This is a genomic window from Mesorhizobium ciceri biovar biserrulae, from assembly GCF_001618845.1.
GTDB classification, from domain to species: Bacteria; Pseudomonadota; Alphaproteobacteria; order Rhizobiales; family Rhizobiaceae; genus Mesorhizobium; species Mesorhizobium ciceri.
On record NZ_CP015064.1, the window covers coordinates 3,905,502 to 3,921,204 of the forward strand.

A 15,703-nucleotide genomic window follows, 5' to 3' on the forward strand; every position below is an offset into this window, starting at 1 on the left:
AGCCAGCGATGATTTACTGGTTTTCCTTGGTCTGACCCATGATTTCCTGGGCGCTGAAATTGATGCCGCAGGTCGGGAAGGAATTGCCGACGAAGAAATTGTCGGATTCCTTGGGGAAGTAATCCGTGCCTTCCTTCATGTTCGGGTCTTCGGCGATCGCCAGCGGCAGCTTCACCTCTTGTGGCACGACTTCGCCTTCGAGTGCGGCGATCGCTGTCTTGATGGCGACAGCGACCTGAGCCGGGCCCGAGCCCGCGGACGAGCACTTCAGCCCGTCGGCTGAATGCGCGGCGCAGAACTTGCGGAAGCCGTTCTCGGTCTCGCCGCCAAACGGCACGAATGGATGCTTGGCGTCGATCATCGCCTGCACGATGCCGGTGTCGCCGCCCTGCCCGGTGATGCCGTCGAACGGACCGTTGGTGGCGATCGCATCCGCGGTCACCTTCTGTGCCACGCCGTCATCCCATTTGCCGGCGACTTCGGTCACGTCCCACTTCTTGCCGGACGCATCGAAGACCTCGTGGATGCCGTTGTGACGATCGGTGTCGACGGAGGTGCCGGCGACGCCGCGCACTTCCAGGATCTTGCCGCCGTTCGGTATCTTGCCGACCAGCCACTTGGCCCACAATTCGCCAAGACCCTTCTGATCGACATTGACGTTGATGGCGTCCTTGGTGTCGAGAATGTTGTCGAAGGCGACCAGCACGATGCCCGCTTCCTTGGCACGCTTGATGACCGGACCGAAGGCCGTCGGGTTCTGGGCGTCGGTGACGATGGCGTCATAGCCGGAATCGATGAAATTGTTGATCGCCGAGATCTGTGCCGGCACGTCCTCGCCCGTCGAGACGACCTTGAATTCCTTGATCTTGGCTTTGACTTCAGGTTGCGCGGCGTAGGCCTTGGCCGTCTGCACCATCTGGATGCGCCAGGTGTTGGCGATATAGCCATTGGCGAAGGCGATGCGGAACGGCCCTTCCTTCTTGGGATATTTGAAGAATTTGGTCTCCGCGCTCCACGGCGCGAAACAGTCCGCCTGAGCGGCGGGACCCGACACGATTTCGGGTCCGGCGGCCATGGCGGCCGAATTGAGCATGACGAATGCAGTGGCGGCAACGACGCCACCAACAAGTGACTTGATCATCGATAATCCTCCCGATTGCAGTTCTGATTGTTCGTTTCGCAATGCGAATTTTTCGCGCGATGGACCGGCACCTCCCGCCTCGCCATGCGCTTCCTCGGCCGCCCGTGATGGCCGACCCGGTACCTCCCTTGTCGCCGCAAGCCGGGCGAAAACTATCATATTATCCATAATAAACAAGTATTAGTTGTCGCTTATGTATAATAAACAGGTGCGACCTGTCGTTCATGCACCTGCCTGGAGGAGATGGTAGCGCTACCAAATTGGCGTGTAAACCGGCATTCGCACAGTCGCTTCTGTGCGTTTCAACGCGCCGTGCTCTCGCGGCGCTTGAGCTCGAAACCGAGGTCTACGATCCGTTGCTCCGGTCTTTTGCCGGCGATCGCAGCAAGCGCCATGGCGACGGCACGCCGGCCGATCTCATAACGATGGGTGCGGATGCTGGTGACCGAAGGAAACGCCACCTGCATCATGTCGAGATCGTTGAAACCGACGATGCCGATCGTCTTCGGCACCGCGATCGAGGCGCGATGGCATTCGAACAAGACGCCGAGCGCGATGTCGTCATTGTTGCAGAACACCCCGTCGAGTGTCGGCACCTTGGCCAGCGCGTCGCGGAACATCTCGCGGCCGAGCGACACGCTGGACAGCACCGGCGTGGTGGTGACGAGGCGCGGGTCGAACAGGCCCGCGGCCTCCATCGCCGCGCGATAGCCGGCAAGGCGCCGCTGCGAACGCGGATCCATGCGCGCGCCGATGAAGCCGATGCGGCGATAGCCGGCCTCGATCAGATGCTCGGTCGCCGCCCTCCCGCCATCGAGATGCGAGAAGCCGACCATCATGTCGACCGGATCGGAACCGGTTTCCATCACCTGCACCACAGGGCAGCCGGCACTTTCCAGCAGCTTTCGCGAAGCCGGCGTCTGATCGATGCCGGCGACGATCAGCGCCGCTGGCCGTTGCGAACCGAACAGCTGCAGCAGCCGCTCTTCCTCGAGGCCGGAATAGTGGGTGTTGCCAAGCTGGATGCGGAACGGGCTGGCCGACAGGCTGTCATAGATGCCGCGCACCACCTCGGCGAAGACGTTGTTGGTAAGCGACGGCACCAGCACGCCGAACACCTCGGCGCGCGCCGAGGCCAGCGCCCGGGCATTCGGGTCCGGCACGTAGCCCAGTTCGTCGACGGCGGCCTGGATCTGGCGGCGCAGCTCTTCGGACACACGCTCCGGCTCGCGCAGGGCGCGCGACACGGTGATGGCGCCGACGCCGGCCTTGCGCGCGACATCCGCGATGGTCGGGCGGCCGCCGCCCCGGCGCGTGCGCAGCTTGGTCAAAATCGAGTCCTCGCAAGATACAGATCGGAAGCCATCGCGCCCGCAGCCGTCATATGTTGTCAAAGTGGGATATTTATCCGCGCGCTTCCTTCTCGACGCTAGGTCAATGTCCGCTCCCCAAAGAGAAAAATCAGCAGAGAAAGAAGACCAAACGAGACTAAAAATCCGGCCCATGCTCCAAACAGGAGCTTGCGAAGCGATCGGAATTCGTCAGCAACAAGAAATCTGTTGAAACGGCTATTCCTGCGGCCGGCTCGCTCGCTCCAACCAAGTGATCTTTCCTCAGTAGTGTCTACAAGCGCCCCGGTTCTGCCGAGCACCAGGATAATCGAATAGAAAATTGCGGCGGCGCCTGCGAAGCATCCCGCGGTGCAGGCCCACACCGCTATTGTTAGAAGAATGGGCTTACCGTGAAGATCGAGATGCATTTTGTGCGCCCGGAATAAGGCTTAAGCTGCAACCGTCAATGATCGCCGCGACCGCCACAATAACAGAACGATCGCCAGTATATTCAAGATATTCCAGGCAATGCCGTTCAGGAACGCAGCCGCATAAGAGCCGGTCAAATCGTAGATCCAGCCCGACATCCAGCCGCCGATCGCCATGCCGAAGATGGTCGCCATCATGACGATGCCGATACGCTGGCCGGCCTCTCTGGCCGGCATATAATCGCGCACGATGATCGCGTAGCAAGGCACGATGCCGCCCTGCGACAAGCCGAACACCAGTGACACCACATAGAGCGAGGCAAGCCCGTCGAACGGGATGTAGAACAGCAGCGACAGGCACTGCAGGACCGAGCCGATCATCAATGTCCACACGGCGCCGATACGGTCGGCGAGGAAGCCGGACGCCAGCCGGCTGACGACGCCGCCCGCCATCATGATCGACAGCATGTCGGCGCCATGTGCGACGCCGTAGCCAAGGTCCATGCAATAGGCGACGATATGCACTTGCGGCATCGACATCGCCACGCAGCAGCCGAGCCCGGCGACGACCAGCAGCACCTGCAAGGCCGCCGGCGACAGCGAGATCGGCTGCACCGACCGGCTTCCGGGCGAACCCGCGACGGCCGCCGCCGGGGCACCGCGCCGCAGCATCAGCACCAGCGGCACCATTGTCACCAGGCAGAAGATGCCGATTGCCGCATAGGTGAAGCGCCAGCCCTCCGCCTTCATCAGCGTCGGCATGATGGTCGGCCACAACGCCCCGGCAAGATAATTGCCGGCCGCCGCCGCCGTGACCGCAACACCGCGACGGCGGTTGAACCAGTGCGAGATATCGGCGATCAGCGGCCCGAAGATCACCGACGTGCCGATACCGATCAGCACTCCCTGGGCAAGCGTGAATTGCAAGATCGAGGTCGATAGCGCCGCGAGCAGCAGGCCGGCGGAAAGCGCAATCGAAGAGATCAGCGCCGGGATCCAGTAACCCATCCGGTCGATGGCGCGGCCGACCAGCACGTTGCCGGCGGCGAAACCGACCATGGTCGCCGTGTAAGGCATGGACGCCGCGGCGCGGTCGACGCCGAACTCGGCCTGCACGGCGGGCAGCACGACGACGACAGCCCACATGCCCACGGCGCCGATCGTCGCCAGCAGCATCGAGATGGCAAGCCGCATCCAGGCATAGGAGCTGTCGATGCCGGGGCCGGGCTGGAGGCTGTCGGTTCGGGTCAAGGCGTTTCCTGTCGGCGGTCTCGGAGATCGGCTGCCGTTTGCGCCACTATCGGCGCATTCTCAGGCCGCAGCAGCGCCACAGCGGGCAAATCCGTGGCTCCAGAGCCAGGGCGGAACCGATGCCGATGTGCGGAGTTTCCCGGCAACCACCCCGCAAAGGAGTCCTGCGATGACCGCCACCAGGAAAAAATGGTCGGCCGAGGTGACCGAGCACAGCAACGCAATGGATCTTGAGGATCACGTCTTCGAATCCGACGACGCCAGGAAGATCGCCGCCTCGCTGAAACGATCCGCCGAACACAGCCACAGGCGCAAGGCCGAGCCTTTTCAATCCGCCATGTCGATGCTGAATTTTTACATCAACCGCGCCGGCAAGAACTTGCCTGCCGCGCGCAAAAAAGTGCTTGAGGACGCCAAGGGCGAGCTGCGCAGCGCCTTCGGACGTGACAAGGATGATTAGCGGCCCGTCCAGCCCTACCGGGCGCGGATGACGCCGTCTGTGTTGGCGAGCAATTTGCGCACAGCATTGCGCGCCGCGTCGGGGCGCTGCAGGCGGATGTTCTTCTCGATCGCCTCGTGCAGCTTCTGCGCGTGGTTGAGATCGTCGATCTCCCGTGTCGTATAGGCAAAGAGATGATCGAAGGCGGATTCGATCAGTACGCCGAGCGGCACCAGCAGGTCGTTGCCCGAAGCCCGCAGGATGGCGAGATGGAAGCGCGTGTCGGCGCGGGTCCGCTCCTGCAGGCTCGTCGCCGCGCCCATCTCACGGCAGGCCAGGCTGATCTCGGCCATTTGCTCGTCGGTTCTTCGCATGGCGGCGAACGCGGTCGCTTCCGGCTCGATGATGTGGCGGAATTCCTGCACGGTCTTGAGGAACACTTCGCGGTCCGGCGACGTCGCGTACCAGGCCAGCACATCGCGATCGAGCAGGTTCCAGCGTTCCTTCGGCTCGACCCAGCTGCCGATCTTGGGACGTGAGGCCAAAAGGCTCTTGGCCATCAGCATCTTGATCGCTTCGCGCACCGCCGAGCGGCTGACGCTGAAGGTCTCCGACCATTTCGCTTCATTGGGCAGGATGGTGCCGGGCGGATAATCGCCGCGCACGATCCTGAGGCCGATTTCACTGGCCAGCGAGGCGTGGACGCTGGAGCCGGGAATACGCGCGGCGTCCGCCCGGCGAACGCCGCCCGGACGGTCCCCGGAGGCCGCTTTCCCCAACGATTTTTCCTTGTTCGGCTTCGCGTCCCGCATGGGGTCCAGAAAGTCCGTATTAAGCAGGCTGTCAAGCGCGGCAAGCGGCTTGCATCGCAAAGCTGCCCGCTGTGCACAGATCAGCCCCGATCCGCCGCTTGATTGGCATGTCGATATTCAGGTCAGGCCGAGCCGAGAATGACGGATTTCGAGAACCGGAGCGCAGCGTACTTTTGGGTACGTGAGCACCGGCCTACGCCGGCCGTAGCCTTGACTGCCACGACCACTCATAAGTGCTTCGGCCGGCGAAGGCCGGAAGCGCAGAAAGCCGTCATTCGCAGGCCGGCATCACCTGAATGTCGACATGCCTAGGCCTGCTTGACGTATTTGCGCCAGCTATGCTCCGGGCGGAAGCCCAGCACGTCACGCGCCTTGCGGTTGGAGAGCAGCGTCTCGTATTCGCCGAGTTCGGCCTTGACCGGCACGCCGGGGTAGAACCGCTTCAAGAGTTCGGTTGTCGGCAGGTCGGACGAGGTGTCGTCATTGGCCGCGTTGAACACCTGATAGCCGAGCCCGTCCTTCTCTATGGCGCGCAGCGTGATCTGGCCAAGGTCGCGCGCGTCGACATAGCTCCAGGCGATGCGCTTGCGGAAACCCGGATCGGCGAACCATTTCGGAAACAGCGAATATTCGTGCGGCTCGATGACGTTGCCGATGCGCAGGGCATAAATGTCGGTGCCGTTGCGCTGCGCGAAGGCCCGCGCCGTCTTCTCGTTGACGACCTTGGACAAAGCATAGCTGTCCATCGGATCGACGTCATACTCCTCGTCGAGCGGGAAATATTTTGGATCGCGCGGCTCGTTGGCGAAGACCAGTCCATAGGTGGTCTCGCTGGAGGCGATGATTACCTTTCGGATACCGAGCTTAACCGCCGCCTCGATGACATTGTAGGTGCCGAGCGCATTGATGCGGAACACCTCGTTGTCGGTGGTGATCATGATGCGCGGGATGGCAGCGAAATGCACCACCGCATCGACCGGCTGCGGACGCAGCGAGGGGTCGAATTCATGCAGGCCCATATAGCTCGACAGTGCGTTGAACACCTGCCCGCTGTCGGTGATGTCGGCGATCAGCGTGCGCACCTTGGGGTTGTCGAGCGGCCTGGTGTCGATGTTGAGCACCTGGCAGCCTTGCTCGACCAGATACTGGACGACATGGCGTCCGGCCTTGCCGCTGCCGCCGGTGAACATGATCCGCTTCGTCATTTTGCTCTCCACATCCTCAGGAATTTATGTGTATTGTCAGACAATATCGCCATCCGCAACCACCCTCGCCTGCAAAACGGCAGCGCCTGACATCAATCATTGCAACAGGACTTGAAGACATGAACACGACTGCCGCGAGCGAAAAGATCGGCTTCATCGGGCTTGGCCTGATGGGCCACGGGATCGCCAAGAACATCGTCGACAAGGGCTACAGCCTGACCTTTCTCGGCCGCAAGAACCGCAAGCCGGCGGAAGACCTGCTTGGCCGCGGCGCCACCGAAGCATCGACCTCGCGCGATGTGGCGGCGGCATCGACAATCGTCTTCATCTGCGTCACCGGTTCGCGCGAGGTCGAAGCCATCATTCGCGGCCCGGGCGGCCTCAAGGAGGGTTTGAAGAAAGGTTCCGTCGTCGTCGACTGCTCGACCTCCGACCCCGTCTCGACCATTGCGCTTGCCGCTGAACTCAAGGCGCTCGGCATCGACTTTGTCGACGCACCGCTCAGCCGCACGCCGAAGGAAGCCTGGGAAGGCACGCTCGACGCCATGGTCGGCGCGCCGGACGCCCTCTTTGCCAGGGTGAAACCGGTAATCGAAACCTGGGCCGGCCGCATCGTCCATATCGGCGGCACCGGCGATGGCCATCGCATGAAGCTGCTCAACAATTTCATCTCGCTCGGCTACGCCGCGATCTATTCCGAGGCACTGGCACTGGCTGAGAAGGTCGGCATCTCGCCGCCGCGCTTCGACAGCGTCATCCGCAATGGCCGCATGGATTGCGGCTTCTACCAGACCTTCATGCGCTGGACGCTGGACGGTGACCGCGACGCGCACAAATTCACCATCGCCAATGCCTTCAAGGACCTGACCTATCTGGAATCGATGGCGGGTGCGGCCGGCATTGCCAACCCGCTCGGCAACGCCACCAAGAACGCCTTCGCCGGTGCCCATGCAACCGGCCCGGCCGAGCAATTCGTACCGATGCTGGCAACGCATATCGGCAAGGTGAACGGCGTCGACCTGATGCCGATGAAGGATGGCAAGAAGCAGACCATTTAACCGATTGCCCAACGCAGGCGCCGATCACCGCCTCCAGCGCCCGATCCCTTCATCGGTATCCGCAAGCAGCTTGTGCACGGCGTTGCGCGCGGCGGCCGGGCGCTGCAGGCGGATGTTCTTTTCGATTGCCTCATGCAGCTTCTGCGCCTGGCGCTGATCGGCGACCTGCTGTGTCGTGAATGCGAAGAGATGGTCGAGCGCCGATTCGATCAGCACGCCGAGCGGCACCAGAAGGTCGTTGCCGGAGGCGCGCAGGATGGCCAGATGAAAGCGCGTATCGGCGCGGATACGCTCCTGCAGGCTCAAAGCCTCGCCCATCTCGCGGCAGGCCTGGCTGATTTCCGCCATTTGCTCGTCACTGCGCCGTATGGCGGCAAAGGCCGATGCTTCCGGCTCGATGATATGACGAAACTCCTGCACGGTTCGCAGGAACGCCTCGCGGTCGGGCGCCGTCGCGTACCAGGCCAGCACGTCGCGGTCGAGCAGGTTCCAGCGCTCCTTCGGCTCGACCCAGCTGCCGATCTTGGGGCGTGAGGCCAACAGGCTTTTCGCCATCAGCATCTTGATGGCTTCGCGCACCGCCGAACGGCTGACATTGAAGATCTCGGCCCATCTGGACTCGTTGGGCAGGATGGTGCCGGGCGGATAGTCGCCACGCACGATCCGCAGGCCGATCTCGCCGGCCAGCGAGACATGGACGCTCGCTCCCGCAAAATGCGCGGCACCGGCCTTGCGCATGACAGCCGGGCCGTGGCCGGCTTGTGCCTTGGCCCGGTCGGTTCGCTTGCTTGACTTCTCGTCCGGCATCCACGTTCCAATGCGTCGACCGTCTGTCGTCCGGACTGGTCCGAACCGCACGGGCGCCGATCTCGTTGCCGAAAAATCCAGATCACGGGCGCAGCAAAGCCGGAGCCGGTTGCCCCAATCATTGCGTCCGCTCGGGAATTATCGCTTCCGTCCAGGAATGACGGGGCGCCCGCAGCCGGGCGCCCCGAAATCGAGAACCTACTTCTGGATGCAGGTGTCGACCGTATCCTTGGTGCACTCGTCGAGGCCGGTGAACACCGGATCGGCGACTGCCTTGCCTTCGATCAGGTCGATCATCACCGACGGTGCCTTGTAGCCCATTTCGAACGGCCGCTGGCCGACCAGAGCCGTTACAAGGCCATCACGAGCGATCGCAATCTCGTCGCCGATCGTGTCGGCGGCGCCGATGACGAAGTCGTTGCTGGCGATCCGGTCCTTGAGCGGTCCGAACAGATCGCGATAGGGCTGCGGCGCGCCGAACAGCGGCCAGCCGCCCATGATGCCGAAGGCGTCCAGCTTGGGGTTGGCGGCGAGGATGTCGGTCATCGCCTGCACGCCCTTGGCGCCATCGTCATTGGTAAACACCGGGCAGCCGGCGACTTCGGTCCAGCCACCTTCACCGGCAAGTGCGGCGAGGCCCTCCTTGCCCGACAGTGCGTCACGCATGCCTTGCGCACGGCGCAGGATGTTGTCGGCTGCCGGGTTGCCTTCGATGGTGCAGATCGTGCCACCATTCGGCTTGCCCTTCTTGATGTACTCGCCGATCTTCTTGCCCATCAGGTAATTGTCGGTACCGAGATAGGTCTTGCGAAGGCCTGCGTCTTCCTTGCTGAGATCGGCGTCGACCGTCATGATCGGGATCGACGGATTGGCACTCTTGATCGTCTGCGCGATCAGCGGCGCGTTGGACGGCGAGATCGCCATCGCCACCGTGTCGGCCTTGCTCAGCATGTCCTGGACGATCTGCGCCTCGCCGGCCTCGTCCGAAGTCGACGCCGGACCGGTGTAGAAGCATTCATATTCCGAGCTGGCGTTTTCCTTGTTCCATTTCTCGCAGCCCTGGTGGATGGCCTCGAAGAACGGATTGTCGAGACCTTTCACGACAATGACGAGCTGTTTCTTGGCCAAAGCCGGCCCGGCACCCAACGCCATGGCGGCGACGGCGGCGAGCAAAAGTGTTTTCCTCATGTCAGTCCTCCCTTGAAACAAACGGACACGGCGTGCCCGCCATACAGATCGACCGGATGCGTGATGACCGAGGGTCGTTTCGCGAGCGCTCGTGTCGCCAGGACAGATCGATAAGCATTTCCAGATTCGGCTTCAGATCAGCTCACACACAGGTGCCGCCGGATCCTGGACCGTCAAACCTCCGCCAATTCCGGCCGGCGAACCGCCAGCGGGGATCGGTATAATCTCCTCCGACGCTTAGCTAATATCGGCTTGGCGCCAACGTCAATGCTATTTGTCCTACAAAACGGATTTTTAAAATAGTCCTGGCCCAATTCGTCCGACAATTGATTGACGTGCGCCGGCTTTTGCGTAAAAGAACGCTAACGCCGTCTTCGGGAGGAGCCGGGGAGAGCGAGGCCAAAGCAGCGTCGGCATCCACGCCGGTAACAGCTGCAGGTCGCAAAACACGGGGAGGCAAAGGCTGGTGGCGGTTCTCGAACTCACCAACATCTCAAGGCATTTCGGCGCCATCCAGGCCGTCAACGACGTTTCGCTGTCGATCGAGCCCGGACAGGTGGTCGGCCTGATGGGCGACAACGGCGCCGGCAAGTCGACGCTGGTCAAGATGATCGCTGGCAATTTCCGCCCGAGCCATGGCACCATGCATATGGACGGCAAGGAATTGATCCTGCACAAGCCGGCGGAAGCCCGCCAGCACGGCATCGAGATCGTCCACCAGGACCTTGCGCTCTGCAACAATCTGACTGCCGCCGCCAATGTCTATCTCGGCCGTGAGTTGCGGCGCGGCGTCGGGCCGTTCCGGATCCTCGACTATGCCTCGATGTACAAGCGTGCCGGCCAGCTCTTCGCCGAATTGAAGTCCGAGACCCGTCCGCGCGACCTCGTCAAGCAGATGTCGGGCGGCCAGCGCCAGGCGGTGGCGATTGCCCGCACCATGCTGTCGCAGGCCAAGATCGTGCTGATGGACGAACCGACGGCGGCGATCTCGGTGCGCCAGGTCGCCGAAGTGCTGAACCTTATCCGCCATTTGCGCGATCAGGGCATCGCCGTCGTTCTGATCAGCCACCGCATGCCCGACGTGTTCACCGTCGCCGACCGCGTCATCGTCATGCGGCGCGGGCGCAAGGTCGCCGACAAGACGATTGCGTCGAGCTCGCCCGAGGAAGTCACGGGGCTGATCACCGGCGCTATCGAACAGGTTTGATTTCAAGCGAATTCCACCACGCACAGCAGATGAAGGTCGACGATGGCACGGACAATTGACCAGCCGATCGAGCATAAGCAGCAATCCTTGGCCGCGAGACTGTTTGCCAGCCAGACTTTCTGGGTGGTGATCGCGGTCATCCTTGCCTGCGTGTTCCTGTCGTTTGCCACCGACGCTTTCGCCACCTCGAAGAACCTCTACAACATCACCCGCAACATCACCTTCGTCGCCATCATCGCGCTCGGCATGACCTTCGTCATCATCACCGGCGGCATCGACCTGTCGGTCGGCTCGGTGCTGTGCCTGTCGTCGATGGTGCTGGCCGTCACCATGCATGCCGGCTACTCGATCGAGGTCGGCATCCTGGCCTCGATTGCCACCGCGCTCGCCATTGGCGCCTTCAACGGCGTGCTGATCGCCTATCTCGGCTTTCCACCCTTCGTGGTGACGCTCGGCATGCTGTCGATCGCCCGAAGCCTCGCCATGGTCGCCTCCAACAACACGGTGGTCTTCCAGTTCGGGCCGGACCATGCCAAGCTTCTGTCATTGGGCGGCGGCGCCTGGGTGTTCGGCATCGCCAACCCGGTGCTTTACATGATCCTTCTGGCGCTGATCACCGGCTTCATCCTGCGCTGGACCAAGTTCGGCCGCCATATCTTCGCCATCGGCGGCAATGAGCACGCGGCAACGCTGACCGGCGTTCCGGTGCGCCAGATCAAGGTTGCCGTCTACATGATCTCGGCGCTGTCGGCGGGCATTGCGGGCATCATCCAGACCGGCTGGCTGGGTGCCGTCACCACCAATCTCGGCACCGGCATGGAGCTACAGGTAATCGCCGCCACCGTCATCGGCGGCGCCAATCTGGCCGGCGGCGTCGGCACCGCCTTCGGCGCCATCGTCGGCGCGGCCCTGATCGAGGTGATCCGCAACAGTCTCGGCCTGCTCGGCATCAATGCCTTCTGGCAAGGCGTCTTCATCGGCGGCGCCATCCTGCTGGCGGTGCTGTTCGACCGCATCCGCAATTTCCGCCGCAGCGACTAGAACCATGATCCCGAAAAGTGGAAACCGGTTTTCTCGGACAAACGGAACCGTTTGTCCGGAGATCATGGTCAAACAAAAGACGGTTTGATGGCCAACTCCCTGTTCAGCCTCGAGGGCCGGCTGGCGCTGGTGACCGGCTCCGGCCAGGGCATCGGCTTCGCGCTGGCTCGGGGCCTGGCCGAACATGGGGCAAGCGTGGTGCTGAACGGCCGCGACGCCGCCAGGATCGACAGCGCCGTCGAAAAGCTGCGCAACGCCGGCTTCAAGGCGCACGCCTCGGTATTCGACGTCACCGATTTTCAGGCGGTCAACGAGGACATTGCCCGCATCGAGGCCGAGATCGGCGCCATCGACGTCCTCATCAACAATGCCGGCATACAATTCCGCGCCCCGCTCGAGGACTTTCCCGAGGAGCAATGGGAGCGCCTGTTCAAGACCAATGTGTCGGGCGCCTTCCATGCAGCCAAGGCGGTCGCCCGCCACATGATCCCGCGCGGCAAGGGCAAGATCATCAACGTCGGTTCGGTGCAGAGCGAACTGGCAAGGCCGAACATCGCGCCCTACACCGCCACCAAGGGCGCGATCCGCAACCTGACAAGGGGCATGTGCGCCGATTGGGCCAAACACGGCCTGCAGATCAATGCGATCGCGCCCGGCTATTTCCGCACCGAGATGAACCAGGCGCTGGTCGACAATCCCGAATTTTCCGCCTGGCTGGAAAAGCGCACGCCGGCCGGGCGCTGGGGCAATGTCGACGAGTTGATCGGCGCCGCCGTGTTTCTGGCGTCAGATGCCTCGTCCTTCGTCAACGGCCATACGCTGTATGTCGATGGCGGCATGACGGCTTCGGTTTGAGGTTGGCAATTCTCCCGACCGCCATTCGTTCCAGTGCCTATCGCTCAGTCTGAAAATCCGGCCTCACTGGCCGTCATTCGCCCTCGCCGCCCGCGCGCGTCTTGACGCGGCCCCGAACTCGGCCGCACAATCCCCACTGCAGGCGAAGGGAGGCCAGTCGCCTGCGGGAGGATATACCCATGACGGAAGCGATCAGGCTCTACTGGGGCCGGTTCGGACATGTTTCTATCCTGAATGTCGCAAGCGACTTCGTCACCCATGCCCATGTCGAGGCCCATCTCATCATCTGGCTGGAAGGTACGGCCGGCGAAATGACCATCGGCCGCGAGACCGTCCGGCTTGGGCCTGGAACGGCCGCCGGCATCAACTCCTTCCAGCCGCACAGCCATGTTCTGTCGCAAAACGGGACGCCCGGTCTGTTTCTCGCCTTCTACATCGATCCCGACTGGGCGCGGCGCCGCCGCGACCTGCCTTCGTCGGCGCCGCTGTTTTCACAAGCCGCGATCACGCTGGAACCGTGGCTGCATCAGGCCGCCGCCAATCTGCTCGACCACCTCAGCGACAATGAGAGCGTCGACGATATCGCCAACTACGAGATCGAGCGTTTCATCGATAGCGTGCTCGACGCCGCCGACGCCTCGGCGCCGCAGGAGGGCCGTGTCCGCATCAACACCATGCAGGATTTTCGTGTCCGCAAGGCAATCCAGCTGATGAAGGCCAATGTCTGCGAGCGCATCTGCTTCGACGATGTGGCGCGCAGCGTCGGGCTGTCGCGACCGCATTTCTTCGCTTTGTTCAAGGAACAGACCAATCTGACGCCCAATGTCTACTGGAACACGCTGCGCATGGAGGAAGCGGTGCGGCAGCTGCAATGGTCGCAGGAACCGCTGATCTCGGTCGCCTGCAATCTCGGCTTCACCACGCAAGGCAATTTCTCGCGCTTCTTCCGTGACCATGTCGGCGTGCCGCCGACGCTCTACCGCGAGGCCGCGCGGGCGATCGCCTGAACCAGCCGCCCTTTTTCAGACTCCCCGCCCTTTTTCAGACTCCTTGATAGGCGCTCAAGACGCATTGATAAGCGTCGCTGAAATGGCCGCCCTACCCTTGCACCGGATCGCTTTTGCAAGGGAACATTTTGAATGGCCAAAGTCACCATCTCCAGCGTCATCGACGCGCCGGTCGAAAAGGTCTGGGCGCGCATACGCGACTTCAACGGGCTGCCGGACTGGCATCCGCGCATGGTGGAAAGCCACATTGAAGACGGCAAGGATGCCACCACGATCGGCTGCGTGCGCAATTTCCAGCTCGCCAGCGGCGCCCGCCTGCGCGAAAAGCTGCTCGACTTCTCCGATCAGAATTTCCTGGTCAGCTACTCCATCCTCGAGACGCCGCAGCCGCTGACCAACCACAAGGCGACCCTGCAGCTGCGGCGCGTGACCGATGGCGACCGCACCTACGCCGAATGGACTGCCAGCTTCGACGCCGCGCCCGAGGAGGCAGACAAGCTGGCCGAGGGCATGGGCGCCAATGTCTTTCAGGGCGGCTTCAACGCCCTGAAAAGCCATTTCGCCGGCCAGAGCTGACAGGAGCCAACCATGGCGCTGGCACTGCAGACTTTTGCAACGGTGAAGGACGCTAGCGCGGCACTGAAAGCCCAGGGCACACGCTATCTCGGCGGGGGCACGCTGGTCGTCCGCGCGGCCAATGAAGGCGACGTTTCGGTTTCCGGCCTTGTCAGGTCGACCGAGCCGTCTTTGTCCACCATCGCCGTTGCCGGCGATAAAGTCCGCATCGGCGCTTCGGTGACGATGGCGGCGATCGCCGACCATCCGGAGCTTGGCACGCTCGCCAAGGCCGCCCGTGCCGTCGGAGGCCCGGCCATCCGCAACATGGCGACCGTCGGCGGCAATCTTTTTGCCCCGAGCCCGTATGGCGATTTCGCTGTTGCCCTGCTGGCGCTCGATGCGACGGTCAGCACCGATGACGGTGAAACGCCGATCGAGACTTTTCTGGCCAATCGGGGCGGCAGCCGCGTCGTCGTCACTTCCGTGAGCTTCACGCTTCCGAAGGCCGACAGTTTCCGCTTCCTGAAAGTGTCGAGGGTCAAGCCCAAGGGCGTCTCCGTGCTCAGCATAGCCGGTGCTCTGGAACTGTCGTCGGATGGCTCCGTGACCTCGGCGCGGATCGCGCTCGGCTGCATGGCGGATCGGCCCATGCGCGCCAGGGCGGCGGAAAAAGCGCTGATCGGCCGAACGCTGACCGCTGACGGCATCGCGCCGGCCTTGGCCGCGGCCGGTGATGGCACCTCGCCCATCACCGACCCGATCGCCAGCGCCTGGTATCGCGCCGAAGTCCTGCCGGTTCATCTCGGCCGGTTGCTGCTCGCATAATATTTGTTCGGGGGCGCGCGTCTGTCCGCTGGTTCGGGCAGGCGCGCAAGGAGGAAAACATGGCAAAGATCCCGGTTCAGTTCACGCTCAACGGTTCTGAAAAGGCCGAATTCATCGACAGCGGCACGACGCTGCTGCACGCCTTGCGCGACAAGATCGGCGACACCTCGCCGAAGGGCGGCTGCCATCAGGGCACCTGCGGCGCCTGTTCGGTCATCATCGACGGCGAACTCCGGCTCTCCTGCCTGACGCTGGCCGAGACCTGCAATGGTGCAACCATCACCACGACATCCGGTCTTGCGGAAGGCGGCGTGCTGCACCCGTTGCAGCGGGCCTTCCTCGACACGTTCGCCACGCAATGCGGCTTCTGCACGCCGGGCATGATCATGGCGGCCAAGGCGCTGCTCGACCACACGCCCAATCCCAGCCGCGACGAGGTGGTCGAGGCGCTGTCGGGCAACATCTGCCGCTGCACCGGTTACGAGCCGATCATCCAGGCGGTGCTGACCGCCGCCCGCGCCAATTCGCAGAACGCGGCCTGAGGGGTCCA

The 15,703-nt window shown here is 62.9% G+C and carries 17 protein-coding genes; 9 read left to right on the forward strand and 8 right to left on the reverse strand.

The features are described from left to right. Window positions 1-13: 13 nt before the first annotated feature. The 4 genes from A4R29_RS18235 to A4R29_RS18245 form a co-directional block, all read right to left on the reverse strand. The gene (locus A4R29_RS18235; RefSeq protein WP_013530863.1) at window positions 14-1,141 is read right to left on the reverse strand and encodes a sugar ABC transporter substrate-binding protein; all 1,128 of its coding nucleotides are present in this window, start codon (window positions 1,139-1,141) and stop codon (window positions 14-16) included. A gap of 302 nt (window positions 1,142-1,443) precedes the next feature. Next, window positions 1,444-2,472: an HTH-type transcriptional regulator GntR gene (gntR, locus tag A4R29_RS18240; protein ID WP_027160691.1), complete on the reverse strand. Its 1,029-nt coding sequence runs from the start codon at window positions 2,470-2,472 to the stop codon at window positions 1,444-1,446. Between the two features lie 98 nt (window positions 2,473-2,570). Further along, complete coding sequence (locus A4R29_RS34195) at window positions 2,571-2,900, reverse strand: hypothetical protein (protein WP_027160692.1); 330 nt, start codon at window positions 2,898-2,900, stop codon at window positions 2,571-2,573. 21 nt (window positions 2,901-2,921) lie between these two features. Continuing rightward, window positions 2,922-4,151 carry an MFS transporter gene (locus A4R29_RS18245; protein WP_013530861.1) on the reverse strand — a complete coding sequence of 410 codons (1,230 nt, stop codon included), beginning with the start codon at window positions 4,149-4,151 and terminating at the stop codon, window positions 2,922-2,924. 169 nt (window positions 4,152-4,320) lie between these two features. Here A4R29_RS18245 and A4R29_RS18250 point away from each other — a divergent pair, with 169 nt between their 5' ends. Beyond that, window positions 4,321-4,611, forward strand: a complete 291-nt coding sequence (locus A4R29_RS18250) for a DUF3175 domain-containing protein (protein WP_027160693.1) — start codon at window positions 4,321-4,323, stop codon at window positions 4,609-4,611. 14 nt (window positions 4,612-4,625) lie between these two features. On the opposite strand, the gene A4R29_RS18255 is transcribed toward A4R29_RS18250, so the two are convergent. Then, entirely contained in the window at window positions 4,626-5,402 is a 777-nt protein-coding gene (locus tag A4R29_RS18255; protein ID WP_024501538.1) for a FadR/GntR family transcriptional regulator, read from the reverse strand. 308 nt (window positions 5,403-5,710) lie between these two features. Continuing rightward, on the reverse strand, window positions 5,711-6,607 hold the full coding sequence (locus A4R29_RS18260) for an NAD-dependent epimerase/dehydratase family protein (protein WP_063172532.1): 897 nt from the start codon (window positions 6,605-6,607) through the stop codon (window positions 5,711-5,713). Between the two features lie 119 nt (window positions 6,608-6,726). Between A4R29_RS18260 and A4R29_RS18265 the strand changes: the two genes are divergently transcribed. Beyond that, on the forward strand, window positions 6,727-7,665 hold the full coding sequence (locus A4R29_RS18265; RefSeq protein WP_063172533.1) for an NAD(P)-dependent oxidoreductase: 939 nt from the start codon (window positions 6,727-6,729) through the stop codon (window positions 7,663-7,665). A 24-nt stretch (window positions 7,666-7,689) separates the two neighbouring features. On the opposite strand, the gene A4R29_RS18270 is transcribed toward A4R29_RS18265, so the two are convergent. Then, a complete protein-coding gene (locus A4R29_RS18270; RefSeq protein ID WP_024501539.1) occupies window positions 7,690-8,472 on the reverse strand; it encodes a FadR/GntR family transcriptional regulator in 783 nt (260 codons plus the stop codon). Between the two features lie 198 nt (window positions 8,473-8,670). Then, entirely contained in the window at window positions 8,671-9,660 is a 990-nt protein-coding gene (locus A4R29_RS18275; protein ID WP_013530855.1) for a sugar-binding protein, read from the reverse strand. Between the two features lie 466 nt (window positions 9,661-10,126). Between A4R29_RS18275 and A4R29_RS18280 the strand changes: the two genes are divergently transcribed. From A4R29_RS18280 to A4R29_RS18310, 7 genes are all read left to right on the forward strand, one after another. Further along, on the forward strand, window positions 10,127-10,867 hold the full coding sequence (locus tag A4R29_RS18280) for an ATP-binding cassette domain-containing protein (protein ID WP_013530854.1): 741 nt from the start codon (window positions 10,127-10,129) through the stop codon (window positions 10,865-10,867). A gap of 42 nt (window positions 10,868-10,909) precedes the next feature. Continuing rightward, window positions 10,910-11,908, forward strand: coding sequence for an ABC transporter permease (locus tag A4R29_RS18285; RefSeq protein ID WP_063172534.1), 999 nt, complete (start codon window positions 10,910-10,912; stop codon window positions 11,906-11,908). 87 nt (window positions 11,909-11,995) lie between these two features. Further along, window positions 11,996-12,763, forward strand: coding sequence for an SDR family oxidoreductase (locus tag A4R29_RS18290; protein WP_027160696.1), 768 nt, complete (start codon window positions 11,996-11,998; stop codon window positions 12,761-12,763). A 179-nt stretch (window positions 12,764-12,942) separates the two neighbouring features. Beyond that, window positions 12,943-13,770: an AraC family transcriptional regulator gene (locus A4R29_RS18295; protein WP_063172535.1), complete on the forward strand. Its 828-nt coding sequence runs from the start codon at window positions 12,943-12,945 to the stop codon at window positions 13,768-13,770. A 132-nt stretch (window positions 13,771-13,902) separates the two neighbouring features. After that, a complete protein-coding gene (locus A4R29_RS18300; RefSeq protein ID WP_013530850.1) occupies window positions 13,903-14,346 on the forward strand; it encodes an SRPBCC family protein in 444 nt (147 codons plus the stop codon). Between the two features lie 12 nt (window positions 14,347-14,358). Beyond that, window positions 14,359-15,153 (forward strand): FAD binding domain-containing protein, encoded by a 795-nt coding sequence (locus tag A4R29_RS18305; protein WP_063172536.1) that lies wholly within the window; start codon window positions 14,359-14,361, stop codon window positions 15,151-15,153. A 59-nt stretch (window positions 15,154-15,212) separates the two neighbouring features. Then, a complete protein-coding gene (locus A4R29_RS18310; RefSeq protein ID WP_027160699.1) occupies window positions 15,213-15,695 on the forward strand; it encodes a (2Fe-2S)-binding protein in 483 nt (160 codons plus the stop codon). Window positions 15,696-15,703: the final 8 nt, after the last annotated feature.

Bases quoted from the DNA above. Each gene is read 5' to 3' on its own strand.
- A4R29_RS18305 (WP_063172536.1), top strand. From the start codon at position 14,359: ATGGCGCTGGCACTGCAGACTTTTGCAACGGTGAAGGACGCTAGCGCG.
- A4R29_RS34195 (WP_027160692.1), bottom strand. From the start codon at position 2,900: ATGCATCTCGATCTTCACGGTAAGCCCATTCTTCTAACAATAGCGGTG.
- A4R29_RS18255 (WP_024501538.1), bottom strand. From the start codon at position 5,402: ATGCGGGACGCGAAGCCGAACAAGGAAAAATCGTTGGGGAAAGCGGCC.
- A4R29_RS18300 (WP_013530850.1), top strand. From the start codon at position 13,903: ATGGCCAAAGTCACCATCTCCAGCGTCATCGACGCGCCGGTCGAAAAG.
- A4R29_RS18235 (WP_013530863.1), bottom strand. From the start codon at position 1,141: ATGATCAAGTCACTTGTTGGTGGCGTCGTTGCCGCCACTGCATTCGTC.
- A4R29_RS18260 (WP_063172532.1), bottom strand. From the start codon at position 6,607: ATGACGAAGCGGATCATGTTCACCGGCGGCAGCGGCAAGGCCGGACGC.
- A4R29_RS18295 (WP_063172535.1), top strand. From the start codon at position 12,943: ATGACGGAAGCGATCAGGCTCTACTGGGGCCGGTTCGGACATGTTTCT.
- A4R29_RS18285 (WP_063172534.1), top strand. From the start codon at position 10,910: ATGGCACGGACAATTGACCAGCCGATCGAGCATAAGCAGCAATCCTTG.
- A4R29_RS18270 (WP_024501539.1), bottom strand. From the start codon at position 8,472: ATGCCGGACGAGAAGTCAAGCAAGCGAACCGACCGGGCCAAGGCACAA.
- A4R29_RS18250 (WP_027160693.1), top strand. From the start codon at position 4,321: ATGACCGCCACCAGGAAAAAATGGTCGGCCGAGGTGACCGAGCACAGC.
- A4R29_RS18290 (WP_027160696.1), top strand. From the start codon at position 11,996: ATGGCCAACTCCCTGTTCAGCCTCGAGGGCCGGCTGGCGCTGGTGACC.
- A4R29_RS18275 (WP_013530855.1), bottom strand. From the start codon at position 9,660: ATGAGGAAAACACTTTTGCTCGCCGCCGTCGCCGCCATGGCGTTGGGT.
- A4R29_RS18310 (WP_027160699.1), top strand. From the start codon at position 15,213: ATGGCAAAGATCCCGGTTCAGTTCACGCTCAACGGTTCTGAAAAGGCC.
- A4R29_RS18265 (WP_063172533.1), top strand. From the start codon at position 6,727: ATGAACACGACTGCCGCGAGCGAAAAGATCGGCTTCATCGGGCTTGGC.